This is a genomic window from Porifericola rhodea (assembly GCF_030506305.1).
GTDB classification, from domain to species: Bacteria; Bacteroidota; Bacteroidia; order Cytophagales; family Cyclobacteriaceae; genus Catalinimonas; species Catalinimonas rhodea.
This window is the reverse complement of record NZ_CP119421.1, coordinates 2787761-2813011: the sequence shown is the minus strand read 5'-3', so window position 1 is coordinate 2813011 and position 25251 is coordinate 2787761. Positions and strand designations below refer to the sequence as shown.

Sequence of the window (25251 nt, the reverse complement as noted above, 5' to 3'; positions counted from 1 at the left end):
CAGATTTTTTATTAATAATAGCCATGTCTTTATCCATTCCCCAAAAAAAGGGAGCAGGTACAATTACACTCAAACAAGCTTTGGCAGACCTAAAACCAAAGCTAGAAGCGCTACAGCTAAAAAAACTAAAACAACTACAATTAGAGCTGCGAACTGAAGAATGCACGCTACATCTTCCTCTACCAACCTCATTGCTCTGCCTCTCTCTTTCAGTTTGGCAAAAAGAATTTGAACGATGCTCTTACCCTTTACGCTTAAGAATTAGCACCTTTACAGAAGGTGTTTTTTTAATAGTGGAAATCTTTAGTACCCTGGGAAGCACTTTAGGAGAAGCACAGGGTTATACCCCCTCCTTAGTACCTTCCAACTTAATAGCACTGCTTAAAAAAGAATATCAGGGTGCAGCACAAATTCATAGTTACCGCAGCCATAAAGATTTATTGCTTAAACTAAAACTTCCTCTGGCAGACAGTAGTGAGCATTTAACAGCAGGAGAAAGTATTATGAGCGAGTAATACGCTAGACTTCTTCTCAATTTTCAGGATAAATCGCTAAACTTGCTCTCTGTCAACATACGATAGCTACTACATGTACAAACTTATATTTCTCCTCGTTTTTAGCCTCTCCTGCGACTCACCCAGCCAGATAGATAGCGAAGAAGCAGCCGTGCCTGATAAAGTATCTACAACAAGTGCTCAAAATGATAACACCGACGTACTGCCAGCAAAGCTCAGGTTGACTGAAGATGAATTGCTAGGCAAAATTAATCCGGCGAAAGATAGCAGCTTTAGCAAAATCGCCAGCCAGTATACCAGCAAAACCAATATTTATCTGCGCGACGAAACTTACGATAAGTTTGTACAAATGGCCCAGGCCGCAAAAAAAGAAGGTATACAACTGCACATCATTTCAGCTACCCGAAATTTTGCCGCGCAAAAAAGTATCTGGGAGGCCAAGTGGAACGGGCAGCGTAAAGTGAGCGGTCAGGATTTGAGTAAAAGTATTGCAGATCCGGCACAGCGGGCACTCAAAATTTTAGAGTACAGCTCAATGCCCGGCACCTCTCGTCACCATTGGGGAACTGACCTGGACCTGAATGCGCTAAACAATGCTTACTTTGCTAAGGGCGAGGGCAAAAAACTTTATGACTGGCTATTAGCTCACGCCCACGAGTACGGCTTTTGTCAGGTATATACCGAGAAAGGGCCTGACCGACCCGATGGTTACCACGAAGAAAAGTGGCATTGGAGTTATATGCCTCTTTCCCGTCAGTTTCTTGAGCAGTACAATGAGCTTATTGGGTATGACAAGCTTGGGGGTTTTGATGGTGATCAGGTAGCAGAACAGATAGATGCCATTGGCAAATATGTTAATGGAATAGCTCCTCTATGTAAAAACTGGCAAGACTAATCATAACAAATCGCCTTTTTCTCTTCAGTAAAAATAATTCTTTCTTTGAATAGTGACTTTGCAAAAGCCCCTCGTCTAATCATTAGATTTATTTAAATTCTATATGATCAGACAAATGAATGTAGCTCTTATTATTAGTGCTACCCTTATGAGTACCACTTTTTTTAGTTGTGGTATAAACAATGAAAAAGAGCAGTTACATACCCAGATAGACAGTCTGGAACTGGAGCTACAAAATAGCCAGCAGGCAGCCCGCGTACTGGAAGAAGTAGGCATACTAATGGATTCTATTGACGCGTCTCGCAACTTTTTGGCCATTAACATGGAAATGGGAGCTGATGCCAGCTATACTATGCGTATGGAGAGCATACAGGCTTACATAGCCGAAAGCCAGGCCAGAGTGGCCGAACTGGAGAAAACACTTCTTACTTCTGAGAGTGCCAGCAAAACCTATGCGTCCAGCATTAAAAAGTTAAAGAAAGAGATTGCCGACAAAAATGTTGAGATGCAAATGTTACAGCAACAGGTAGTGGGCTTACAGACAGAAAACAATACTCTGCTTAGCACAGTAGCCTTTAAAGAAGAAGAGATTAGTCTCAAGACCGCCGAGATTATGGCTCGTACTGAAGAGCTGGCTCAAGCTGAAGCCCGCATTAAGGAGATGATTATCCAACAGAAGATTTCTCAGGCTGATGCGTATTATGCTCGTGCCGAAGCAGTAGAAGAAGTAGCCAGGCGTACGCAACTAGTTCGCCAGAAGAAAAAAGAGGCTTATAAAGAAGCCCTTACGCTGTACGAAAAATCTTTTGCCCTGGGCAGAACTGACGCCCGGACCAAGATGGAAAGTTTAAAAGAAAAAGTTAGATAAGGTTAGATTTTAAGTGAGAAAAGCGGGAGAGTTATTTCCCGCTTTTTTTATTACTTATTATTTAAGATACTTCCAAACTACTGCTGCTGATAGCCAGGGTTTTGTATTTCCAGATTAGGGTTATTTAGCATCTCCTGTATCGGAATAGGAAAAAGTAAATGTTTCTCCTGTAGCGCCTGATTAGAGTTTTGGTTTACATGACCTACAAAATCATCAAAATCATCATTCTGCTCATTGTACACCATACGCAATCTTACCATATCAAACCAGGTGATACCTTCGTAAGCCAACTCATGCCAGCGTTCTTTCAAAATAAGCTCTCTAAAAGAATCCTGTGTGAACTCTCCTACCGAGGGTGTCTCCAGACCAGCACGATCTCTTACTCTCTCTAACGCATCTACCGCAGCCTGTGTAGGGCCATTTACTTCGTTAGAAGCTTCGGCATAGATCAGCAGCACTTCGGCAAAGCGTATCATAGGTACATTAAGGTTATCTTTAGCAGTACCGGGCACACCAGCAATACCATTAGCTACTACATTAAAATGTTTGAAAATATAAGGCGCGCCCAAATCAAATGGCTCACCGCTCCCATTTTCGTAATAAGTCGTATAAAAATATCCCTGCTGGTCTACTGTTCTTAAGTCGCCTTCTTCGTAAGACTCATAAAAAGAGAAGGTGGGCACAGTGCTACCCGTACCTGAAGGTCCGCGATAAGTCACAGGTTTAAAGTTAGGAAACATATTACCCATAGGATTGCCCTGCACCAGATCATTATACTGCAGCATAAAGATATGCTCCTGCTGGTTGCCCAGCCTTTCGTCATGCACTTCCATATAAGTATCAAAAAGCGCTATCGGACCAGGATTATCTATAATCTCCTTAGACTTAGAGGCTGCCAACTGATAATACTCACTTCCTTTGTTTAGTGGATACCCCGCCATTGTCAGGTATACTTTAGAAAGCATAGCCTTAGCTGCTGACTGAGATACTCTACCGCTCTCGTCTGTCCAGGGTAAGCCCGCAGCTTCCGCATCTTTAAGGTCGTTGACAATTTGCTCATATACCGTTTCCAAAGGGCTACGCGCAGGGAAGAAGTTTTCTGAAGAGGCTGATTGCGGAGTAAGTACCAATGGCACATCACCCCAAAGGCGCACGGCATAAAAATACGCCCAGGCTCTCAAAAACTTAGCTTCACCCAGAATTCTGGTTTTCTGATCTTCGTCCATAGGTGTAATACCAGGCACTTTATCCAGCACCAGATTAGCTTGAGCAATAACCTTGTACAACCCCCGCCACCAGTTTTTGATGTGGCCGGTATTACCATCCCAGGTGAGGGAATAAAGGTTGTTCAGGTCAGAATTCTGAGCAGTTTCTGTAGTAGAAGTACCGGTTGGTGCTTCCAGCAGTTGCCAGTTAGATGAAAAGATACCTGCTCCATCACCATAGAAGCGAATATCGTCATAGACAGAAGCGATAGCGGCTTCCGCATGGTCAGGTATGGTATAAAAGTTATCCGGCGTCAGGTTAGAAGGGTCTTCTTCGTCCAGAAAGTCCGAACAAGCCGAAGCAATTAATACTAATCCGCAAAGGAAAAGTCTGCTGATTTTGATGATACTATATTTCATAATCAGTACTTTTTTTTAATTTTTAATAATTTACAGGTCTACCTTAAGTCCCAGTGTGTAGATAGTAGACTTAGGATACTCATGCCACTTCATGCCCTGTGAGAAAACATTATTGCTTACTCCACCACGAATCGGGGTAATTTCTGGATCACCAATTACTTCGTCATCAACAATCAGGAAAAAGTTTTGCACAGAAGCGTACAACCTAAGGTTGCTCAGGAAAATCCGCTCCGTAAGAGCGCTAGGGAAGTTATAGCCCAAAAGCAGGTTTCTACCCCTGATAAATGAGCCATCCTGTACCCAGTGTGAATCTACGTTAGTAACATATCCGGCACGGGTATCACGAATCTGGGCAATCATGGTATTCTGGTTCTCTGGAGTCCAGGCATTCAGCACTGTTGTATAGCTGTTAGCCAGCGCCTGGCGGTCTTCGCTGGAGTGGAGGTTCATATCCATGATGTCATTCCCGTAAGAGAACTGTAAATCTACCAACAGGTCAAAATTGCCAAACCTAAAGTTGTTGATAAATGCTCCCCAGCCATCGGGGCTTCCGTCTCCTATAATCATACGGTCTGCATCGGTAATAGCTTTATCACCGTTTACATCTTCGTATTTGATATCGCCGGGCAGTATGGTAAGTCCATTACGGTAGCTGGTAAATTCAGCGGCTTCCGCAGCCTCGTCGGTACTCCAGACGCCAAGGCGGTTAAGCCCCCAGAAGGAACTGGCAGATTCACCTTCGGTGATGATGCTGGTCTCATTAGTAATACCCGGACCACCTACCCCAAAGATAGGCGCACGCGTAGCTAGTTCCAGCACTTTGTTTCTGTTAAATGAAATATTGAAAGTGGTACGCCACTCAAAATTGTTGCGAGCCACATTTACGGTATTCAGGGCTAACTCCACTCCCTTATTTTCCATAGAGCCTACATTACGGCGAATGGTTGCGTACCCACTAGTCTGAGGTACAGGCGCATCCAGCAGCATATCGGTAGTTTTACGATAGTAGTAGTCTGCTTCAAAAGCCACTCTACCCTCAAACAGTCCAATTTCTATTCCTATGTCGCTTTGAGCTGTTTTCTCCCAACGCAGGTCGGGGTTTGCCAGACGAAGTATACCAGTACCTCCAAATCTTGACTCATTAATTACTGCCGCATAACCTGAACTCAGGAGCGAAAGCGCAGAGTAAGGAGGAATTTCAGAGTTACCAGTAAGCCCGTAACTGGTTCTCAATTTTAAGTTAGAGATCAGATTGTTATTACTCAGGAAAGATTCTTCCGAAATTCTCCAGGCCAGAGCCGCCGAAGGAAAAAAGGCGTATTTATTATTTTCTCCAAACTTAGACGAACCATCCATACGCCCTGTAAAGGTCAGTAGGTATTTGTTCATCAGGCTGTAGTTTAAGCGACCAAAGTAAGAGTTGAGCGCTTCACGATTGGCTGAAGACCCCACGCCCAGATTATTACTACCAGCACCTATGTTGTTATATAGAAAGTGGTCGGTAGCAAACCTTCTGGACTCTGCACTCATTCCAAAAAACTTGTTTTCCTGCCAGGAGATTCCTAACATACCCGTAAATGAATGGATCTCGTTGAAGGTATTTTTGTAAGTCAGGTAGTTTTCAAAAGACCAGAAAGTTGAGCGGTCATTATCCAACCAGGCTCTACCCTGATCACCTTCCTGTATTGTTCTACCCTCATAACGGTTGGTTTCGCGAGTAACTACATTACTCCCCAGCACAGTTCTAAACTCCAGGTTTTCAGACAGGCTGATATTGGCATAAGCAGATGCCAGCATGGTCTGAGTATTGATGATATAATCTCTTTCCAGCAGATTGTGCACAGAGCTACGCGTACCTTCTGCAAAAGGATAGTCGCGATTATCAGCATAAGTACCATCTTCGTAGTATACCGGCAAAAAAGGAAAATCTTCTACCATGCGGCGTGGTATCTGGTCGTTGTAGTCTACATTGTTTTCTGACTGATAATTGTAGTTAAGGGTAGTACCTATTGTCAGCCAGTCTTTCACTTTAGTATCTACCGCTACTCTGCCTGAGTACCGCGTCATGAAGGAGGTAAGGTAAAGACCGTTGATATCCTGATAGCCTAAAGAAAGTGAGTAGGTAGTACGATCCGTACCTCCGCTAAAATTCAGCTGATGGTTTTGAGAAAGCTTACTTTGTGTAGTTTCTTCAATCCAGTCGGTATCGTAATAGGGATTACCATTGCTATCAAAAATTCTGGGATCAGTTCTTTTTAATGCGGGGTTGAGGTATGCCCACTTGCCTTCGGCCCAGCCTACAGGGTCAAATTTTTCCATATTTCTCCAGGCTAGCTCCTCTACCTCCAGATACTGCTCTGTGTTGAGTACTTCCGGCTTATTGGGGCCATAAGTTCTGGTACTAAAATCTACTCCATAAGATATTTTACCTTCTCCTGACTTACCCTTTCTGGTAGTAATCAAAATAACACCGTTAGCACCACGAGCACCATAGATAGCTGTTGAGGAAGCATCTTTAAGCACCTCTACTGATACAATATCGTTAGGGTTGATATAGTCAATAGCCTGACTGCGCTGGGTCTGGGTTGTCATGGGAAGCTGTACTCCATCCACTACATATAGCGGGTTGTTTGAAGAGTTGATTGAGCTAAACCCGCGGATACGCACATTAGACTTTCCTCCGGGGCGGCCAGAGTTTACATTAACCTGCACCCCGGGAATTCTGCCCGCCAGGGCCTGGTTGAGCGAAGGCACCGGACGTTGTTGCAACTGCTCTACATTAACTGAACCTACCGCTCCTGTCAGGTCAGAGCGCTTCTGTGTTCCATACCCAATAACTACGATCTCCTCCAGAGACTGTACGTCTTCTTCTAGGCTAATATCTACCACTGTTTTACCGTTCAGAGCAACTTCCTGCGACAAAAAGCCTATGGAAGAGAAAACGAGTATGCTGTTTTCGTCAGGCGCGTTGATGTTGTACTTTCCATCAATATCGGTAACAGTACCAATGGTAGTCCCTTTTACCAATACGTTTACCCCTGGTAAACCGGAGCCATCAGTAGAGGAAGTGACGGTACCCGTAACTACAACCTGTGGCACTGTTCCCAGTACCTCTTCTACCTGTTCTTTGCTTTCTTTATCGCTGATATGAATATTGTCGCCCATACGCTTGAACGCGAGTTGGGTCTGTTGCGAAATACTTCTCAAAATGTCTCCTAAAGACTGAGAATTACTATTCACACTAATACTGTGTTTTTTCTTCAGTATTTTTTCATTGTAGACAAAACGGAAGTCAGTTTTAAATTCAATGGTGGTAAGCGTTTTTCTTAAGCTGGCATCTTCCAGCCTGATTTTCACAAAAATTTCTTCTATGCTTTTCTCCTGTCCGGTACTGACACTGGCCTTAAGCGTAGGCACAAAATAAGCATGGATCAGTACAGTCAGCAGCAAGCATCTGACTATTGTGAGTGGTTTTGGTAATAGTTTAATTTTCATGCTTCAATAGTTTAGGTTGATTACATTAGTCTATGCAAATGATGTAGCTACTACCCCAAGCTTTGCACAGAGAAGGTAGTGGGTTGCCTCCTGGAGGCTTCCTTGTTTTGTATTAGTTTAGAAGTGCTACATAGGCGCTCTATTTGATGATGATTAGATTCTCTTGTATCTCGTATTCAAAGTCCAGTACGAAGCTCATACCTTCCAGCACGCTTTCCAGCGATCGTTTGGTGTATGAGCCACTAAAACCATTTTCTATGCCCTGCTTCTGTACCACGATATCTACTCCATACCAGCGCTCCAGGCTCTGTACTACCTCAGCAAAAGGGGTATTTTTAAAGTAGAGTGTACCATCTTTCCAGGACAATACATCCTGATAACTGAATCGCTGCTTGGCCAGGCTGGTATCCAGGTGAGTATACACTGCCTGCTCTCCGGGCACCAGATGAACAGGCGCTTTACCGACATCATTACCTTTAGAAACCTGTACCTTGCCGCTTAGCACCGACACAGCAATCTGCTCCTCATCTGTAAATGCCTTAATATTGAATGAAGTCCCTACTACTCTTGTCGTAATCTCTCCGGTATGTATCAGAAATGGGCGGGTGCTGTCTTCCGCTACATCAAAAAAAGCTTCACCCTCCAGAAAAACTTCTCTAACGCTATCGCCTAAAGTAGCGGTATACCATAAACGGCTCTCAGCATTAAGCTTTACCATAGTTCTGTCTCTGAGCCGGATGCTAAGCTTTTCTCCACGGGAGGTTTCTTTACTAATCAGGGACGGTTTATTGCTGGTATCCGTACTAACTTCTTCGCTCAGGAATAGTCCTTCTGTACGCAGAAACTGAAAATAGAGCAAGGCAAAGGAGGCAAGCAACAAGCTTATTACCGCGGCATAACGCCATGCTTGTATACGTCCGCTACCCACATTTTTGGAGTTGGAAGAGCTTCTATCATTACGTGTATCAAGCTTGCTTTCTATGGAATTATACAGTGCATCTTTAGTCCAGTCTTTGGTTTGTTTCTGCCACCCATCCTGCCAGTAGGCTTCTATTTTCTCTGCCAGCTCCTGGTCTGCCTTACCTGAAAGATACCATTCAAGCACTTTTTGCTGCTCCTGGGCAGAGCACTCACCATTAAAAAAGCTTTCCAGAAGTCTGTGATCCATGAGCAGTGCTGTTTTAGGTAGTTGTATTCTGTATACAATTCAGCCCTGCTGTTTACTCTGTTGCCGAGAAAAAAAAATTATTATTTATAAGCCCATCCAGGCGATAAAAAACAATATGCTCTTTTCCAGCACTTTATTTCTACTCAAAAAATGACGTATGGCCGTTTCTGCCTGATAAATGTTGTTTTCTACTGTTCTTTTAGATAGGTTTAATTGCCGGGCGATGGTATCGCTATCCAGCCCCTCTTTTCTGCTAAGCAAAAATATCTGTCGGTTGCGTGGGGGCAATGAGTCTATAAACCGCAGGGTATGCTCCTCCATATTAGAAAAGAGTACATAATCTTCGGTTGTTGTACAGGCCTCATCTCTAAGCCTGAGGTAAGTCCGCACTCCGGCAATTTCTACTGCTTTTCTTTTGTGTAGGTTGAGAATTCTGTTTTTAGTAATAGTTAGCAAAAAAGCATTTAGAGACAAATGTTCCTGAAGGTGGGCACGTTTTTCCCAAAGTGTCAAAAAAACACTTTGCACCATTTCTTTTGCTTCTTCTTCTGTTAGGTGAAATTTTAATGAGAGATAGTACACTTTGTCTGCGTAGCGATCATACACAGCTTTAAATGCTTTTTTGTCTTCTTTTCTGATATCGCAAACCCACTTTTTTTCCTCTTCCCTCTCGGTTTCCGGTACATTCATTTTGGGTAGTCTTAGGTTGATGGATAGTAGAAGGATGTACAATCCGCTGTAGCAGACATTGATTGTTACTACCTCTACTTATTGTCTTATTCGCAAAAGCAAAATGTTTCACTGAATATGCAAAAAATATTGCTTTCATCTACTATGCTTTTACTCATTTAATAAAAAAGACACATAAGCAAAACATACTACCTAAGGTTTGACTATCTTTTTTCAAAGTTTCATTTAGCTCACTCACATCCACTACTTTGTTTCTACTTATGCGCTGGCAAATTTTGTATAATTATTTGCATGTATCTTTATTGATATACGTACACAAAGCTAGTATCTATGGTTTTTTAATTTTCTTGCGGCCTTGCTAACTGTTTTAATAAAAATGAACCTCAACATTTAGTTGTATCTCTCTAACCTCATATGCTTGTGTTGTCACGAATATTTACCTTTTAAGATTTAAAGCCTCATGTATAAACTGTACTTGCTTTCTCTTACAATCTGCGCTAGTTTACTAACTGCCTGTAACCCTATGGTAGGTGAGCAAAGCGAAGAACAAACAGATGCAAACCCTCTAAAACTCTGGTACGACGAACCTGCTGAAGACTGGATGCTTCAGGCTTTACCTATAGGCAATGGCTATATGGGTGCTATGTTTTTCGGACAGGTAGAGCAGGAGCAGATTCAGTTTACGGAAGAATCGCTTTGGGCCGGAGGGCCCGGTGCTCATCCCGATTACAATTTTGGGATCAAAAAAGGGGCTGCACAGTTTCTGCCTCAGGTAAGAGCATTGCTTGCAGAGGGCAAGTTTGACGAAGCCCACCAACTGGCCAGCCGGGAGCTTTCCGGAGAAATACATAAAAAAGAAGGTTCTGAGCAGTCTTTTGGAGATTTTGGTTCTCAGCAAACCATGGGCGACCTCTTTGTTAAAGTACAGCACAAGGAAAAGGTTACCGCTTATCAGCGTGAACTTAACCTGAACGAAGGGGTAGGCAGCGTAAGCTACCAAGAGGGTGATGTAGAGCATACGCGCAGCTTTTTTGGTCTATACCCTAAAAGAGTGATGATCTACCATTTTACTAACTCTGACCCTAAAGGTAATACATACCGCATCCGATACGAGACTCCACATCAAAAGATCAATGACAAATTCGTAGACAATACTTATAGCTTTGAGGGTGAAGTAGAAGATAATGGTATGCGCTATGAAATGAGCTATCTTATACAAAGTCCGGAAGGTAAAATCAATTTCCGGGAGGGGGAAGCAGTAGTAGAAGGTGCCCGTTCGCTTACCATTATTCATACTGCGGCTACCGATTATTTGCCCGAGTTTCCAGACTATAAGGACAGAGACTATAAAGCCCTTAACCAGCGTACTTTAACAGCTGTACGGGATCTGAGCTACGAACAACTTCTGCAAGAACAGCAGCAAGACTACAAACCCCTTTTTCAGGCGGTACAACTACAGCTGGGACTACAAAGTAATGAGCACCTACCTACCGATGAAAGACAAATAGCTTATGCGGAAGGACAAGCTGACCCAGCTCTGGAAGCTCTCTATTTCCAGTATGGCCGTTACCTGATGATCTCCGGCTCTCGCCCTGGCACCATGCCCCTCAACTTACAGGGTAAGTGGAACAATAGCACTAACCCTCCCTGGGCCAACGATTACCACTTTGACATTAACGAACAAATGCTCTATTGGCCGGCAGAAGTGAGTAACCTATCTGAATGCCATAAGCCATTACTCAACTATATTGCTAGCCTGGTAGAGCCGGGGCAACTGGCAGCTAAAGAGCACTTTGGCACTCGCGGCTGGATAGTCAATACCATGAATAACCCATTTGGTTATACAGCTCCCGGCTGGGGATTCCCCTGGGGCTTTTACCCGGGAGGAGCGGCCTGGCTGGCTCAGCATATGTGGGAGCATTATGCGTTTACTCAGGATCAGGCTTACTTACGTGATGAAGCTTTTCCGGTAATGAGAGAAGCTGCTTTGTTTTGGATAGATTACCTTACTGAAGATGCTGATGGCTACCTGGTTTCCAGCCCTTCTTACTCTCCTGAGCATGGGGGCATATCTACCGGAGCGTCTATGGATCATCAGCTTGCCTGGGACCTACTTAACAACTGCGTTCAGGCTTGCGAAGTATTGGGCATAGAAAGTGAATTTAAAGCTGAAGCAATTGCGATACGTGACCAGATACTGCCAGCCAAAATTGGTAGCTGGGGCCAGTTGCAGGAGTGGAACGAAGATGTAGACGACCCTAAAAATACGCATCGCCATGTATCTCATTTGTTTGCGCTCCACCCTGGCAAACAAATTAGTGTAGAAGAAACTCCAGAGCTGGCAAAAGCTGCACAGGTAAGCCTCAACGCCCGCGGCGATGAAGGTACCGGATGGTCACTGGCGTGGAAAGTCAACTTCTGGGCTCGTCTAAAAGATGGAGAAAGAGCACACCAACTCCTTAAAAACGTACTGACCCCGGTTACTGATAAAGGTTATAATATGAGCGATGGTGGAGGTTCATATAGCAATCTGCTTTGTGCACACCCCCCCTTTCAGTTGGATGGCAATATGGGAAGCACTGCGGGTATAGCCGAAATGCTCATACAATCCCATACCAAATTGATAGAACTTCTACCGGCACTTCCTTCGGCCTGGGCAGAAGGTAAAGTAAGTGGCCTAAAAGCACGAGGTAATTTTGAAGTAGATCTGAACTGGAAAGGGCAGTCACTTACCGGAGGCAAGCTTACATCCCATAGCGGTGGTGAGTGTGTACTCAAATATCAGGGTAAGGAGGTAAAGTTGAGCACACAAAAAGGTGAAACCTACGACCTGGCCAAAACCCTACAACTATAAGAAAGATATAAAAACAGCATCAGAGGAGAAACGACCCTGATGCTGTTAACTACACTACATGAACAAAAACTACTTCCTAATTTAAATCAATTGTAAGGCATTTTAACTTTGACATTGTCAAAAGCGAAACTGGCGCTTCCGGTACCAGAGATGAGCACCTGTGTAATTTCGGTTGAATAAGAAGATAAGTTCCAGGTACCCACACCCAGACTTGACCATCTCCACCAGCCTCCTCCTTTCTTTTTAAACCATAACTGTATAGGCCCATTGACTACTTTTATGCCCAGTAGGTCAAAAGTACGCTGAGAGCTATTGTAGTCATAAGCATAAATCTTGAGCCACTGCGTACCATGATGTGAGTTCACAAGTCGGGGCTCGTTAATCGGATTAATACTGGCACATCCACTACCAGTAGGCTTACCAAACTGCCCTCCGTTAGTAATACAAGGTACAAAATTTTGATAACTTAGATGGTAATGTTGGTAATTACTGGTAAATGCCGGATTATATCCAGCGCCATTGTTTTCCTTCACATGTACCCATGCATTACCTACTTTTTGTATGTAGTAAGGGTAAGTAGCAAAAGTACTACTGGCATAATCAGGAATAATAGATAGGGCCGCAGGGTCGTTAAAGTCTACATAGTCTATTACTCCAATTGCGGAAGTTCGTGCATTATCAGACGAAGACTTACCTTCCGGAAATCTTAGATTGTCGGCATTTTCCAGGACCTCTTTGGTGCTTGGTGGTACCAGACTCAGCGTAGGAGCTTCTAGTTGCAGCTCTTTCTGATCCTGAGTATCATCTGTCATCTCAGGTACAAGTGCTTCTTCATCTTTAGTACAGCCGGCAAAAATACCGATGGTCAGTAACAAGCTTAGCAGGCTTTTGTAGTGGGGTTGAAAAAATTTTTCCATGAGCATGTGGTTTAAGGTGAATTGCTCTTTGGTACAGGCTATAGCTTTGGATGTAACCCTTTTATATGGATGTTTCGCATAAAAAAACCTGCCTTTGGGGCAGGTTTACTGATAAAAAGTAAAAGTTTTCACCTAAAATGAAGGTCTCCGAATCATATAAAACGGATTGTTAAGCTTTTCGGTGCGTTTTTCCAGTAACAGGCGGGCAGCACTTTCTCCCATTTTCTTAAAGTCTGTAGAGATAACTGCAATACCATCATGTAGTACTTCTTTGATGGGCGTATCATTGTATGAGATAATGCCTACGTCTTTACCAATCTCCAGCTGATTATTTTTACAGTACTTAATAATATTTACCAGCTCATCTTCTTCAATCACGATATACAGACTACGAGGCTTTACCATATCCGCATCAAATACGTTGGTGATGCAGTACTCATAATGGTACTCTGCGCAAAACTTTTTAAAGCCCGCCATTATCTCAGGCACGTACTGGTTTCCGTCCGGAAAAATTAGGTTGATACGCTGGTACTTACTTAACCTATCCATAGCAGAGGCCAGCACATCGTAAATATCATTTTCAAAATTTTCAGAAACTGCTTTATACTTGCCCTTAAGGTCTTTTACATCTTTATCAATGAGTAAAAGTTTATCGTTGGGCACAGAAGAAATCACCTTTACGGTTTCTTCTGAGAAGTCCTTGAAGCAGGGAATTATAGCGTAGTAATGATAATTGCCCTGATTTTCGTCAAGAATACGCTTGAGCATTTCGGTGCTGTAATGATGCACACAGGTTTCTACACTTGCCTGCTCTCCCAGCGTTTCTACAAAAGCCTGCACAATCTTCTTTTTATGCGCGCTAATCTTGTTGATAATTAACAGTACCCTGATAGTATCTATGGGCTGGTCGCAATTAACATAATAGCCTTTGCCAGGAACCGATTTAATAATTCCTAACTCCCTTAGCTTGGTATAGGCTTTTTCTACGGTATCGCGAGAAATCAGAAAATCCTCACTGGTTTCATTTATGGAAGGAATACGTTCTCCCCTTTTGAAAATACCATTTTCTATATCCGATTTAATGAGATTCATAATCTGCTCATACTTCGGTGTTCGGGAGTCTTCCTGAATCTGGGTGAAATTAATGGTGGGCATGATTAGGTTGTGATTATTAGTTTTTTAGTCGTATAGGTTGTTTTTAGCACTCTTCTATTCTTATTATTTTATCTTATTATTTTAACAACAGAAAGGCATTTTTTTTCATAATATATAATATACAATTATTTTTTTCATCTTCTATTACACATTCTTTATCAAAGTATGAATTATAGGCCTACCTAAGTTGAACTTTACTAAATTTTTAACCAAAACATAAAGTCTATTCTCAAAGTATGAGCATAGAATAACGCACAAAATACTATTTATTTGCGCCTGTTGAAAAACAGAAGTTAATGATATGATATCTAACACTGTTACCCTTGCTCCTTCTCCTAAGCGCTACCGACAGGCAGTAGGAGCTTTTTTCATTATTCTGGGTGTTATTTTTTCTACCTGGGCCAGCCGTATCCCTAATATTCAGGGACAGCTTGGTCTTAGCGATGGTGCCTGGGGGAGTGTGCTTTTTGCCTTACCATTAGGCCTACTGCTGGGTTTACCTTTTTCTGCCTGGGCAGTAGCCCGGCTAGGTAGTCAGATTACTTTGGTAGCGGCTACGCTCTTTCATATAGCTACTTTGCCCTTTATAGGGCTGGCTGACAACAGCTGGCAACTGATGATTGTACTCTTTTTCTTCGGACTTTCCGGTAACCTGATTAATGTAGCAGTCAATACACAGGCTGTAGCGGTAGAGGCGATGTACAAACGCTCTATTATGGCTTCTTTTCATGGACTGTGGAGCCTGGCAGGTTTTGCAGGAGCGGCTATCGGCGCGCTTTTTATCTCTCTAAAAATAGCTCCCTGGATACATTTCTGTGTCATTGGAGTATTGGTATTAGGCCTGCTAATTCTAGCATACCGCTATACGCTTGCTGACAGAAGCACGAGTCAGGAGAAACAAAAGGTGTTTGTTATGCCCGACCGGCAGCTATTAGGTTTAGGCTTTATTGCCTTTTGTGGTATGATTTGCGAAGGCACCATGTTTGACTGGAGTGGTATCTATTTTAAGAAAGTAGTGGAAGTGCCTGACTCCTACACAGCGATAGGCTACGTAGCCTTTATGTGCTGTATGGCAGCCGCACGTTTTGTAGGTGACAAACTTGCCAGCAAGCTCGGTACCTTTACTATGATACAACTTAATGGATTGCTGGTAGTATGTGGTTTGTGGCTGGCAGTAGCCTTGCCTAATATTGTAGCGGCCACTTTAGGTTTTATGCTGGTAGGTTTAGGCGTATCAACCATTGTACCTTTACTGTACGGAGAAACCGGAAAAACCAGTACCATGGCCCCCGGCACAGCTATTACAGCAGTATCTTCCGTAGGCTTTCTGGGCTTTCTGTTTGGTCCTCCGGCTATAGGTTATATCTCTGAAGCGACAAACCTACGCTGGGCTTTCGCAATAGTTTCTCTGCTGGGCATCGGTATTATCTTATTGAGTGCAAGAGTGAAGCGAAAACACTAAATTAACAGGCAACTACCTAAGCCTGAACTTCCTAAAAATGGATGAAATTAAAAACCTCCTTATCCTCATCGTATTGGTGGTGAGTGTATTGATTATCAGTTCCCTACCCTGGCTAATGATTCTGGCCTTTGGCTTTCAGGCACTTGCACAGGAGATGGAGCAGGTGGAGCTTACTTTCGGACTCGGCAATGCGTACGTTAGTTTACTGATACTGGCGATGGTATGCAGCGCTTTGCTACTCTTTTTTCTGATTAACTGGATAGTTAAAAACAAGCATAGCATCTTCAAATAAAAAAGGCTTCACCTTATCGGTAAAGCCTCTCATATCTATTTTAAGAATATTAGCTTAAGCCAGATCCGCTACCTCTTCTTTCTGATCTTCTGCGTCCTGGTAGGCTTCCATAGGAATACAGCTACACATCAGGTTTCTGTCTCCGTAGGCACTATCAATACGACTTACGGAAGGCCAGAATTTGTTAGTTCTCACAAAAGATTGAGGGTAAACTGCTTTTTCACGGCTGTAGCTAAAGCTCCAATCATCGTTAAGGGCAATTTCAGCAGTATGAGGTGCATTTTTAAGTACATTGTCTACCTTATCTGCTTTTCCTTCTTCTACCTCTCTAATCTCTTCGCGGATGCTAATGAGCGCATCGCAGAAGCGATCTAGCTCAGCTTTGGACTCACTTTCAGTAGGCTCAATCATCATGGTACCTGCTACAGGAAAGGATACAGTAGGCGCATGGAAGCCATAGTCCATCAACCTCTTGGCAATATCTTCTACTTCTATACCTACTTTTTTATACTCACGGCAGTCAATAATCATCTCGTGAGCTGAGCGGCCATTTTTTCCGGTATATAATACTGAGTAATGTCCGTCCAGACGTTGCTTAATGTAGTTGGCATTCAGTATTGCCATTTTGGTAGCATTGGTAAGTCCAGAGCCGCCCATCATCGCTATATAAGCATAAGAGATGGTAAGAATGCTGGCACTCCCGTAAGGGGCAGAAGAAATAGCGTGAATTGCCTGCTCCCCTCCTACTTCTACGATAGGATTACCGGGAAGGAAGGGGGCTAAATGTGCCGCCACTCCAATAGGCCCCATACCGGGTCCGCCACCTCCATGAGGTATGCAGAAAGTTTTATGTAAATTCAAATGGCATACGTCAGCTCCAATATTAGCCGGGCTGGTAAGCCCCACCTGAGCATTCATATTAGCGCCATCCATGTATACCTGCCCTCCATGCTGATGGATGATATCACAGATTTCCATAATTTCTTCTTCAAACACACCATGAGTACTCGGATAGGTAACCATGAGCGAAGAAAGCTGCTCGCTGTGTTTGTCAGCTTTGGCCTTCAGGTCATCCAGATCAATATTTCCTTTTTCATCACAGTTCACCAGTACTACTTCTCCACCTGCCATTACAGCGCTGGCAAAGTTGGTACCGTGTGCTGAGGTCGGAATAAGCACTTTATTTCTATGCCCTTCGCCATTGCTCTCATGATAAGCACGGATGACCATTAGTCCGGCATACTCGCCCTGCGCACCTGAGTTCGGCTGCAAAGAAACTTCGGCAAAACCAGTGATTTCGCTCAGCCATGCCTGTAGGTCTTTGAAAAGCCTCTGATAGCCTTGTGCCTGCTCTACCGGAGCAAATGGGTGTAAGCCACCAAACTCTGGCCAACTCAGCGGCATCATTTCAGTGGCGGCATTAAGCTTCATGGTACATGACCCCAGCGATATCATGGAGTGTACCAAAGAAAGATCTTTGTTTTCCAGGCTTTTGATATATCTCAGCATATCATGCTCGGCATGGTACATATTAAATACCGGATGCTGCAAATAGTCTGATTTACGCTGTAAGTTTTCCGGCCAGTTAATGGTAATAGCCTCTGTTTCTGTAAGCAGATCAAATGTAAGTTCCCTGTTTGCTGCCTGAGCAAATATTTCCAGTAAAGCCTGTACATCATGCAGACGGGTTGTTTCGTCTACTGAAATACCCACATACTCATCCTCAAAATAGCGAAGGTTCACTTCCTGCACCTGCGCGATTTTTTGTAAGAGGGCTTTATCCTCAACTTTTACTTTTAAGGTATCAAAATACGCTTCATTAGTCTGCGCAAAGCCAAGGCTACTCAAGCCCTTCTCTAGTAAAACAGCCATAGCATGTACACGCTCAGCAATTTTACGCATCCCTTTAGGTCCATGATATACGCCATACATACCTGCCATTACTGCCAATAGTACCTGGGCGGTACAGATGTTAGAAGTAGCTTTGTCTCTTTTGATATGCTGCTCGCGGGTTTGCAAAGCCATACGATAAGCTTTTTTACCATTGGCATCCTGCGATACTCCAATGATTCTGCCAGGAATCTGCCTTTTGTACGCTTCTCGCGTAGCAAAGTAAGCTGCATGCGGACCACCGTACCCCATAGGCACACCCAGACGCTGGCTGGTTCCTACCACACAGTCGGCACCTAACTCCCCGGGAGGGGTAAGCAAACAAAGGCTGAGCAAGTCTGCGGCTACAGCTACACGAATATCATTGTTATGTGCTTCTTCTATCAGCGTACTGTAGTCCTTTACTGCTCCATCAGCATCAGGGTACTGAAGGAGTACGCCAAAAAGATTTTCGTCGCTAAGGTCAAGGTCTTTTAAATCACCAATTACCAGCTTTACATCTATAGGAAGAGCACGTGTCTTAAGCACATCCAGCGTCTGAGGAAAAGTGCGACTGTCTACAAAGAAGGTTTGTGCTTTTTTCTTGGCTCCTTTTCTTAATCCTAAAAACATGCTCATGGCTTCCGCAGCAGCAGTACCCTCGTCCAGTAAAGAGGCATTGGCAAGTTCCATAGCGGTAAGGTCCATTACCATAGTCTGGAAATTGATGAGTGCCTCCAGACGTCCCTGGGCAATTTCTGCCTGATAGGGTGTGTATGCGGTATACCAACCAGGATTTTCTAAGATATTTCGCTGTATTACCGATGGTACGATACAGTCGTAGTAGCCCATGCCAATATAAGATTTGAACACCTGGTTCTGAGCAGCCAGCTTTTTAAAAGACTGTAGGAAATCGTATTCAGATTTAGGTTCCGGCAATTTCAGAGCCTTTTTTAACTGGATGGCTTTGGGTATAGTCTCATCAATCAGTTCTTCCAGAGAAGAGGCATTGATGGCACTTAACATTTCTTGAATTTCCTCCGGGCGGGGACCATTATGGCGGTGCTCAAAGGTAGTAGGAGATGAAAGATTTATCTTCATGGACTACAGAAATAATTATTCGTATTTAATTCCCATTGGCCTAAGCTTTTGGGGGTGTAAATATTTTATATTCAGTTAGTAAGCTAATTTTCTATGCCACAGATTGCTATAAGTAGTTTTGGATTTAATTGTTTTTGTTTAGGACTATTTACCCAACGTTTTTCAATTAAAGCGCAAATATAGAGTTCTCATCTGTAAATAAAGAGCGCTTTCATTACTTTATTCTTTTACTAGCAGATAACCTTAGTTGCTACTCCCAAGTTCAGCTTTGGGTTTAAATATATTTTAAAAGATTTATGGCTAATAAGAAGCCTTTACAGCCGCCTTTCTCTAATAAGTAAGACTTGTAAAAACAGTAAATTTTTGAGAGTCAGTATTGGAATCTGTTATCTGGCTTCAAGAAATATAGCTTTAGTGTTAGAGCAAGAAAGCTTAAGATCAATACTGTAATTCCTGGACAGAAGATTTCACTAATATCTGCAACATCTAGCTCAACAATAAAATGTTTACACAAAAAAGACAGTCAGTAAAATAGCTCTTTTGCCTGAGGGGGGATTTAGTTAAAGAAGAGGGTTTTGATATAAGTTAGCAGTTTGCATAGTGCAGTTTGTACCCCCATCCTGTTTGATAGAGAGTGGTAGCATCATTACAATAGTATCTGCATCTTTAACCGCTATAAAAGAGACCTATATAGATTAGGTGTTTGTATGGTTCCCCTTTACTATATCAAGCTTTAGATAAGTATCCTCCTTACAATTCCGCGGTTATGTAGCAAGCAGTGTAAAACCATGGGTTTACAGCAGCTACTTTTTAACATTATGTAAAACAATTCAACAAATTTGTAGCATTTTTTTCACACTATTTTTAATTATCAAAAAACTAATACAAACTTAAATAACTGATTAACAGATATTTATATAATATTTTTAATTATTGGCTTTATATTTCCTTTAAGTATTAGTGTAATTTTGGAATTAAAATATTAGACATATTATGAAAAAGACAATATTAACATTCGGTATAGCAATAGCATCTTTTGTCACAGTACAGGCGCAGGACATGCCAAAAGAGAAGATGCAAGACCAAGACAAAAAAGAAATGATTAAAGGAGAAGGCATCAAGAAAATAGAAAATAGTGCTATTCCTAAAGAAGTTAATGAGGCACTGATGGAAAGCGATTACGAAGGTGCAAGCATTAAACAAGCCTATGTACTAAGCGGTGCAGCACTGGATCAACAACTGGGAGACCAGTCAGTAGAGATGTACATTGGTGATCAGTATCCAGAAAAGCTATACCAATTACAGGTAACACATGAAGATGCTAATGCTCTGTTGTATTTTACTGAAGAAGGAGAGTTGTATGCATCTAAAGATTTAGAGATGTAATAGAGAAAGATTTAGAGATGTAATAGAGATAGTGAAGTAGTAGATTATGAATAATAAAGGCTATGTGGATTTTCCGCATAGCCTTTTTGTTTTACTTCCTCAGTAATTTAAGTTTATGCAGGTGTAGATGCTTCTCCGCTGGCCTGCTGAGTATTATTCTGCATATCATCCTGCATAGGGTTATGATAGTAGAAACTCATTTCTTTAATTTTATCTCCCTCCCAACGATACACTATCACCTCTTCCATCTTCATGGGCGCAGGCATACCTTTAAGTGTAACTTCCATCCAGGTTTCAGCCATACTAATACCCTCTTCATCGTTGGCAGTAATGCTATCAGTACCTCCGGCATGGAAATCCTGAACCATGTTTAACCACTCTTCTACAGCTTTCTTCTGAGCTTCTACTCCATTGCGTACTTCACCGTTTGGTTTCTCAATAACTTTAACATCGGTATGAAAAAAAATGTCTAATGCTTCCAGGTCTTTCGCCTGGTCTAGCATGGCATGCAGGTCTTTTGTTCTTTGCAAATAACTCATAGTGGTAGGGTTTAAAGATTGTAAAAATATACTTAAATTAAGTATATTCCTGACTAAATTCCTCCTTTTATCCGCAAAAAAATACTACCCCAATTTGGGGGAATTTTTTTGTTCTGATTTAGCGCCCCCTAAAATTCACAGTCTGTTCTGCTTAGAGTTCTTTTATTCTTCCAGACTGGGCAGGGTTATATTCTCAAAAGAGCTAGGTTGTGCCATTAAAGCTTCTACTTCTTCGCTTCTTCTGGGAGCCAGGTCAGATAATAGCTCGTACCCCTCTTCTGTGATCAGAAAATCATCTTCTATGCGCACTGGAATATTCCACCATTTGGGGTCGCAGGGGCTGCCCTCAGGAATATAAATCCCCGGCTCTATGGTAATGACCATTCCTGCACGAAGGGTGTCGTTTTCTCCCAGGTCATGTACGTCAAGTCCGATATGGTGAGTACAACCATGAGGGTAGTAGCGATTACGGCCAGTAGCCGGATTGATAATATCTTCTTTTTGCAGGCTTTTGTAGATGCCTAGCTCTACCAGCCCCTGATTAATTACCCGGGCAGTAGCCGCATATAGTTCTTTAAAAGTTGTTCCTTCTTTGCATATGGCCATGGCTGCTTCCTGCGCCTCATAAACCAGATCGTAAATTATTTTTTGCTCTTTGGTAAATTTACCGTTTACGGGTAGCGTACGGGTTACATCAGCTGTATAGCCATGATACTCTGCCCCCAGATCCATCAAAATCAGCTCACCATCTTCTATTTTAGGCTTGTAGTTTTCTATGTAATGAAGCACACAGCCATTATGCCCAGCTCCTACTATACTGGGGTACCCTTCATGCTCGGCCTGGTATTTTTTGTATATAAACTCATGCATGCCCTGTACTTCCAGTTCAGACATTCCGGGGTGCATAGCCTTCATCACTTCGGCCTGGCCCAGCGCAGAAATTTTTACCGCCTTGCGTAGTAGTTCCAGCTCTTCTTCCGTTTTGATCCCTCTCAGAGACTTCATCATCTTGTCCAAAGATTTGGTATCTAGCTTGTTTTCCGCAGGCTCCACCTCTATGGTCATCTCTTTTTCGTCTGGATAGTTGATTTTCTGCTTAAATGTGGCAATAAGATCATACAGGTCACCGTCTTCTTTGGTATCTCGCACATCATTATGAAAATCGTAGAAGAGTACTTTATCAAATTTTGAGAAATCAATATTGTATTCTTTAAAGTCACTTCCTTCAAAGGTTACATCTATTTTTAAGGTTTTACGAGCTCCTTCTTTTCCTAAGCGCCCTCCATCATACAGCTCTTTGAGCGCATCGTGCCCACGTACAAAAATTATCTCATCAAATGACTCAGCATTCACCTGCTGCTTTTCTTTGAAGATAAGAAGCACCGCATGAGGTTCGGTATGCCCGGTCAGATAGTAGAAATTCGGATCCTGATGATAATGATAATCCACATCATTAGAACGGTTACGCACAGGATTGGCAAAGAATACCGCTACTGAGTTAGGAGGCATTTTGGCTCTCAAGGCTTCTCTTCTATCCTGATGAAAATCCATTGGCAAGAAATCATCGGGCTTTTCTGTTTGTGCCCAGCCACTGATAGCATTTGCTATCAAAAAAAATAGCACTAACAATCTGTATCTTTTCATAAGGTCAGGTTTTCTATACTAAAAATACGAAGTTAAGTAGTGTAAAGTATTTTTAACCCTATAAAACAGATATTAGTGCTCAGGTTCAGCCAAAAATCATTATTGTACAAGCTTTATGGCATGCGAAAAACGGATACTACCGGAAGATGATCAGAGGCATAAGTTTCGGGCAGCACTTGATGAGATTTGACAGTAAATGCTTCTGATGGCCGGTAAGCTATAAAATCTATAGCTCGCTCTGGCTCAATTACCGGAATGGTTGGCGCACAGGGGTTACAACTTCTGCTAAAACTCTGGTCCAGAACATTAATAACCGCTGAACCCGGAGGAGCATTAAAATCTCCGGCAATAATCATAGGAAGCTCATCTTTACTACTGATCTCAGCAATTTTCTCTATTTGCAGCAGGCGGTTTTCATCGGTGCTGAGCGCATCCAGGTGCGTATTGGCAAAACGGATAAAGATACTACCGGGTAGCTCTACTTTTGCACTGGCAAATACCCGGGGTTCGCCTCCACTGTCCGGCTGCATAGGCAAAGAGTAGGTCTGAGTTTCGCTTATTGGAAAACGAGATAGTATAGCAACACCATATTCTCCTCCCTCAAAACTGATTGCTTTCGCAAAGTAGTAGTTCATATCCAGACGTTCCGCCAGTGCTTTAGCCTGGTCTACTTTACCCGATCGGGCAGTTAGCACATCTACCTCCTGCAAGGCTACCAAGTGGGGCTGCTGCTCTTCTATCACTCTGGCAATGGCTTCCAGATCAATGACTTTGGGGCTGGAAGGAGGGTTAGCATGATGAATATTATAGGACATTACGCTAAGCTCAAAAGCTTCCTGATGGTTGCGCGAGTCAGCCTGCTCAGATATAGCAGAGGTGCATGAAGAAAAAGAAACCGCCCATAGGGCGGCCTCTAAGACTAATGCGAGTACATTAATTTTTAGCATATACTACAATTATTAGAGTGTCTGATTGATAGCCACCTACTAATAGTCTTAAATAATTTTACCAGCCAGGATTCTGCTCCAGGTTAGCATTAAGTAATATCTCTGTTCTGGGCAGAGGATAAAGATAGTCTTTATTTTCGTCAAATTTTCTTTCGTTTATACTCGGGTGAGGGTTGATCAGGCCATTTTCATCCAATACTACATCTTCGCCCAGTTTTAAGTACAAAATACCGTTTTCTTTATCCGATATATCTCCACTATAGATGACTACATCAGTATCGCCATCACCTTCCAGGTCGTAAGAACCCTCTCCGGCAAAATACATTCCCCGAAAATCCTGCGTTAGCTTCTGACCTTCTTTCCAGCGCATCAGGTCATCCCAACGGAAGTTTTCCATAAACAATTCAATACGGCGCTCTCTGCGAATCTCCAGAATAACTCCCTGCATACTACCAGCACTTACATTTTTGTACTGAGCTGCCAGATAGGGATCAGGGTCTGCATTGGCAGCATCCAGATTCAGGCTGGGCATACCTACCCGAGCCCTAATCAGGTTGATAGACTTATCCAGGTCTTCTTGTGTAAGGCTACCCAGTTCTGCTTTAGCTTCTGCATAGTTAAGTAAGACCTCTGCATAGCGGAAGAGCGGCATATCTGTAATTGATTCGTCAAATGTATCGTACTTAGGCTCAGTTACAAATTTGATCAGCTGATAACCAGTGATGGTAGCCCCCAGGTTTGGAGGTAAGGGTTCGGTAGTTCCCAGGCGAGTGTAGCCAGGTGTACGTACTGTCTGAGCCAGACGAGGATCACGATTCTGGGTTTCTTCTACAAAAGAAAGTTTATTATAATCTGCCTGATCGGTAAAGCGACTTCCGTCTAACATCAGGTAGCTGTTTACCAGATCTTTGGGCATACCGGGCATTCCGTAAGAAGAAGTAGTGGTATAATAGTTTACATTATGGTCTATTGCATGCTCAGTTAAAAACTGTCTGGCCAGAATAACTTCATCACCTATAGCGTCATGAGCAGCAAAAAAATCACGGTAATCAGTTTCCGGGCTTCCACTACTGTAAAGGCTATAAGTTTGAGCGTCCATAAGCGCTTCGGCAGCCTGCCACGCCTGATTTAAAAATTTGTCGCTACCTTCTATGCCATGATACTTGCGGAAAGTACCTTCATACAGGCTTACACGAGATTTTAGTGCCAGTGCTGTCCATTTACTCACTTTGTACACTTCTACATTGGCATTCATATTTTCTACTGCATAATCAAGGTCTGCCAGCACAGAGTCCATGACCAATATACGTGAATCACGGGCCTTGTTAAGAGCTGCATCATCTGTAGGGTCTACTACAGAGGAGTACCAGGGCACATCACCAAAGCGCTTTACTTTATCAAAATAGAAGTAAGCACGGAAGAAGCGAGCGACACCGCTGTAATGCTTTTTAGCAGCCTCATCCTGACAGCGCTCGTAATTTTCCAGAAAGTAGTTGATTTGTCTTAAATCTCCCCAGGTCCAGCCCGCGCTACCAGCATCGGTAGGTACAATTCTGGCACCTCTTACCCGGTCAGATGGAGCATTCAGAATTACATTATCTGACTCATCATCTCCGCGGTATATCTTTTCAGGAAACATAAGGTAGAAACTGTTAGTATACAGCTCCAGATCACTGGCTTTCTGAAAAAAGTTTTCTGAGGTAACTTCTGATGGCGGCGTAAGCTCCAGTTCGTCTTCGCTACAGCCGGCCAGCCATAAAAGCGCTAATGCGAATAGGCTAAAATATATCTTGCGTTTCATAGGTTTTGTCTTTTGAAACATGGATGGT

At 42.8% G+C, this 25251-nt stretch carries 18 protein-coding genes; 7 read left to right on the top strand and 11 right to left on the bottom strand.

The features are described 5' to 3' along the window. Positions 1-23: 23 nt before the first annotated feature. The 3 genes from PZB74_RS11505 to PZB74_RS11495 all read left to right on the top strand — a co-directional run bounded on the left by PZB74_RS11505 (position 24) and on the right by PZB74_RS11495 (position 2278). The gene (locus PZB74_RS11505; protein ID WP_302236079.1) at positions 24-515 is read left to right on the top strand and encodes a hypothetical protein; all 492 of its coding nucleotides are present in this window, start codon (positions 24-26) and stop codon (positions 513-515) included. Between the two features lie 73 nt (positions 516-588). After that, positions 589-1410: a M15 family metallopeptidase gene (locus PZB74_RS11500; protein ID WP_302236077.1), complete on the top strand. Its 822-nt coding sequence runs from the start codon at positions 589-591 to the stop codon at positions 1408-1410. Positions 1411-1558: 148 nt separating this feature from the next. Continuing rightward, the gene (locus PZB74_RS11495; protein WP_302236075.1) at positions 1559-2278 is read left to right on the top strand and encodes a hypothetical protein; all 720 of its coding nucleotides are present in this window, start codon (positions 1559-1561) and stop codon (positions 2276-2278) included. Positions 2279-2355: 77 nt separating this feature from the next. Here the strand turns inward: PZB74_RS11495 and PZB74_RS11490 are convergent, their stop codons facing one another. The 4 genes from PZB74_RS11490 to PZB74_RS11475 form a co-directional block, all read right to left on the bottom strand. Next, positions 2356-3903, bottom strand: coding sequence for a RagB/SusD family nutrient uptake outer membrane protein (locus PZB74_RS11490; RefSeq protein WP_302236074.1), 1548 nt, complete (start codon positions 3901-3903; stop codon positions 2356-2358). A 30-nt stretch (positions 3904-3933) separates the two neighbouring features. Then, on the bottom strand, positions 3934-7398 hold the full coding sequence (locus tag PZB74_RS11485) for a TonB-dependent receptor (RefSeq protein WP_302236072.1): 3465 nt from the start codon (positions 7396-7398) through the stop codon (positions 3934-3936). Positions 7399-7537: 139 nt separating this feature from the next. Beyond that, positions 7538-8566 carry a FecR family protein gene (locus PZB74_RS11480; RefSeq protein WP_302236069.1) on the bottom strand — a complete coding sequence of 343 codons (1029 nt, stop codon included), beginning with the start codon at positions 8564-8566 and terminating at the stop codon, positions 7538-7540. Positions 8567-8650: 84 nt separating this feature from the next. Then, positions 8651-9256, bottom strand: coding sequence for a sigma-70 family RNA polymerase sigma factor (locus tag PZB74_RS11475; protein ID WP_302236067.1), 606 nt, complete (start codon positions 9254-9256; stop codon positions 8651-8653). Positions 9257-9716: 460 nt separating this feature from the next. Between PZB74_RS11475 and PZB74_RS11470 the strand changes: the two genes are divergently transcribed. Further along, positions 9717-12110 carry a glycoside hydrolase family 95 protein gene (locus PZB74_RS11470; RefSeq protein ID WP_302236065.1) on the top strand — a complete coding sequence of 798 codons (2394 nt, stop codon included), beginning with the start codon at positions 9717-9719 and terminating at the stop codon, positions 12108-12110. An 86-nt stretch (positions 12111-12196) separates the two neighbouring features. On the opposite strand, the gene PZB74_RS11465 is transcribed toward PZB74_RS11470, so the two are convergent. After that, a complete protein-coding gene (locus PZB74_RS11465) occupies positions 12197-13027 on the bottom strand; it encodes a restriction endonuclease subunit S domain-containing protein (RefSeq protein ID WP_302236063.1) in 831 nt (276 codons plus the stop codon). 132 nt (positions 13028-13159) lie between these two features. After that, positions 13160-14182 carry a GntR family transcriptional regulator gene (locus PZB74_RS11460; protein ID WP_302236062.1) on the bottom strand — a complete coding sequence of 341 codons (1023 nt, stop codon included), beginning with the start codon at positions 14180-14182 and terminating at the stop codon, positions 13160-13162. A 301-nt stretch (positions 14183-14483) separates the two neighbouring features. Here PZB74_RS11460 and PZB74_RS11455 point away from each other — a divergent pair, with 301 nt between their 5' ends. Both PZB74_RS11455 and PZB74_RS11450 read left to right on the top strand, forming a co-directional pair. Continuing rightward, complete coding sequence (locus PZB74_RS11455) at positions 14484-15644, top strand: MFS transporter (protein WP_302236060.1); 1161 nt, start codon at positions 14484-14486, stop codon at positions 15642-15644. Positions 15645-15681: 37 nt separating this feature from the next. Beyond that, positions 15682-15936: a hypothetical protein gene (locus PZB74_RS11450; protein ID WP_302236058.1), complete on the top strand. Its 255-nt coding sequence runs from the start codon at positions 15682-15684 to the stop codon at positions 15934-15936. A gap of 54 nt (positions 15937-15990) precedes the next feature. On the opposite strand, the gene gcvP is transcribed toward PZB74_RS11450, so the two are convergent. After that, entirely contained in the window at positions 15991-18906 is a 2916-nt protein-coding gene (gene gcvP, locus PZB74_RS11445; protein WP_302236056.1) for an aminomethyl-transferring glycine dehydrogenase, read from the bottom strand. Positions 18907-19899: 993 nt separating this feature from the next. On the opposite strand from gcvP, the gene PZB74_RS11440 reads away from it, so the two are divergent. Beyond that, positions 19900-20292: a hypothetical protein gene (locus PZB74_RS11440; protein ID WP_302236054.1), complete on the top strand. Its 393-nt coding sequence runs from the start codon at positions 19900-19902 to the stop codon at positions 20290-20292. A 113-nt stretch (positions 20293-20405) separates the two neighbouring features. Here PZB74_RS11440 and PZB74_RS11435 read toward each other — a convergent pair whose 3' ends face one another. The 4 genes from PZB74_RS11435 to PZB74_RS11420 form a co-directional block, all read right to left on the bottom strand. Next, positions 20406-20831, bottom strand: coding sequence for a nuclear transport factor 2 family protein (locus PZB74_RS11435; RefSeq protein ID WP_302236051.1), 426 nt, complete (start codon positions 20829-20831; stop codon positions 20406-20408). A gap of 162 nt (positions 20832-20993) precedes the next feature. Next, the gene (locus PZB74_RS11430) at positions 20994-22475 is read right to left on the bottom strand and encodes an aminopeptidase P N-terminal domain-containing protein (RefSeq protein ID WP_302236049.1); all 1482 of its coding nucleotides are present in this window, start codon (positions 22473-22475) and stop codon (positions 20994-20996) included. Between the two features lie 113 nt (positions 22476-22588). Beyond that, complete coding sequence (locus PZB74_RS11425; RefSeq protein WP_302236047.1) at positions 22589-23422, bottom strand: endonuclease/exonuclease/phosphatase family protein; 834 nt, start codon at positions 23420-23422, stop codon at positions 22589-22591. Positions 23423-23480: 58 nt separating this feature from the next. Then, a complete protein-coding gene (locus tag PZB74_RS11420) occupies positions 23481-25223 on the bottom strand; it encodes a RagB/SusD family nutrient uptake outer membrane protein (RefSeq protein ID WP_302236046.1) in 1743 nt (580 codons plus the stop codon). Positions 25224-25251 lie beyond the last annotated feature (28 nt).

Bases quoted from the DNA above. Each gene is read 5' to 3' on its own strand.
- PZB74_RS11430 (WP_302236049.1), bottom strand. From the start codon at position 22,475: ATGAAAAGATACAGATTGTTAGTGCTATTTTTTTTGATAGCAAATGCT.
- PZB74_RS11470 (WP_302236065.1), top strand. From the start codon at position 9,717: ATGTATAAACTGTACTTGCTTTCTCTTACAATCTGCGCTAGTTTACTA.
- PZB74_RS11435 (WP_302236051.1), bottom strand. From the start codon at position 20,831: ATGAGTTATTTGCAAAGAACAAAAGACCTGCATGCCATGCTAGACCAG.
- PZB74_RS11455 (WP_302236060.1), top strand. From the start codon at position 14,484: ATGATATCTAACACTGTTACCCTTGCTCCTTCTCCTAAGCGCTACCGA.
- PZB74_RS11460 (WP_302236062.1), bottom strand. From the start codon at position 14,182: ATGCCCACCATTAATTTCACCCAGATTCAGGAAGACTCCCGAACACCG.
- PZB74_RS11505 (WP_302236079.1), top strand. From the start codon at position 24: ATGTCTTTATCCATTCCCCAAAAAAAGGGAGCAGGTACAATTACACTC.
- PZB74_RS11425 (WP_302236047.1), bottom strand. From the start codon at position 23,422: ATGCTAAAAATTAATGTACTCGCATTAGTCTTAGAGGCCGCCCTATGG.
- PZB74_RS11495 (WP_302236075.1), top strand. From the start codon at position 1,559: ATGAGTACCACTTTTTTTAGTTGTGGTATAAACAATGAAAAAGAGCAG.
- PZB74_RS11475 (WP_302236067.1), bottom strand. From the start codon at position 9,256: ATGAATGTACCGGAAACCGAGAGGGAAGAGGAAAAAAAGTGGGTTTGC.
- PZB74_RS11440 (WP_302236054.1), top strand. From the start codon at position 19,900: ATGAAAAAGACAATATTAACATTCGGTATAGCAATAGCATCTTTTGTC.
- PZB74_RS11420 (WP_302236046.1), bottom strand. From the start codon at position 25,223: ATGAAACGCAAGATATATTTTAGCCTATTCGCATTAGCGCTTTTATGG.
- gcvP (WP_302236056.1), bottom strand. From the start codon at position 18,906: ATGAAGATAAATCTTTCATCTCCTACTACCTTTGAGCACCGCCATAAT.
- PZB74_RS11465 (WP_302236063.1), bottom strand. From the start codon at position 13,027: ATGGAAAAATTTTTTCAACCCCACTACAAAAGCCTGCTAAGCTTGTTA.
- PZB74_RS11485 (WP_302236072.1), bottom strand. From the start codon at position 7,398: ATGAAAATTAAACTATTACCAAAACCACTCACAATAGTCAGATGCTTG.
- PZB74_RS11450 (WP_302236058.1), top strand. From the start codon at position 15,682: ATGGATGAAATTAAAAACCTCCTTATCCTCATCGTATTGGTGGTGAGT.
- PZB74_RS11500 (WP_302236077.1), top strand. From the start codon at position 589: ATGTACAAACTTATATTTCTCCTCGTTTTTAGCCTCTCCTGCGACTCA.
- PZB74_RS11490 (WP_302236074.1), bottom strand. From the start codon at position 3,903: ATGAAATATAGTATCATCAAAATCAGCAGACTTTTCCTTTGCGGATTA.
- PZB74_RS11480 (WP_302236069.1), bottom strand. From the start codon at position 8,566: ATGGATCACAGACTTCTGGAAAGCTTTTTTAATGGTGAGTGCTCTGCC.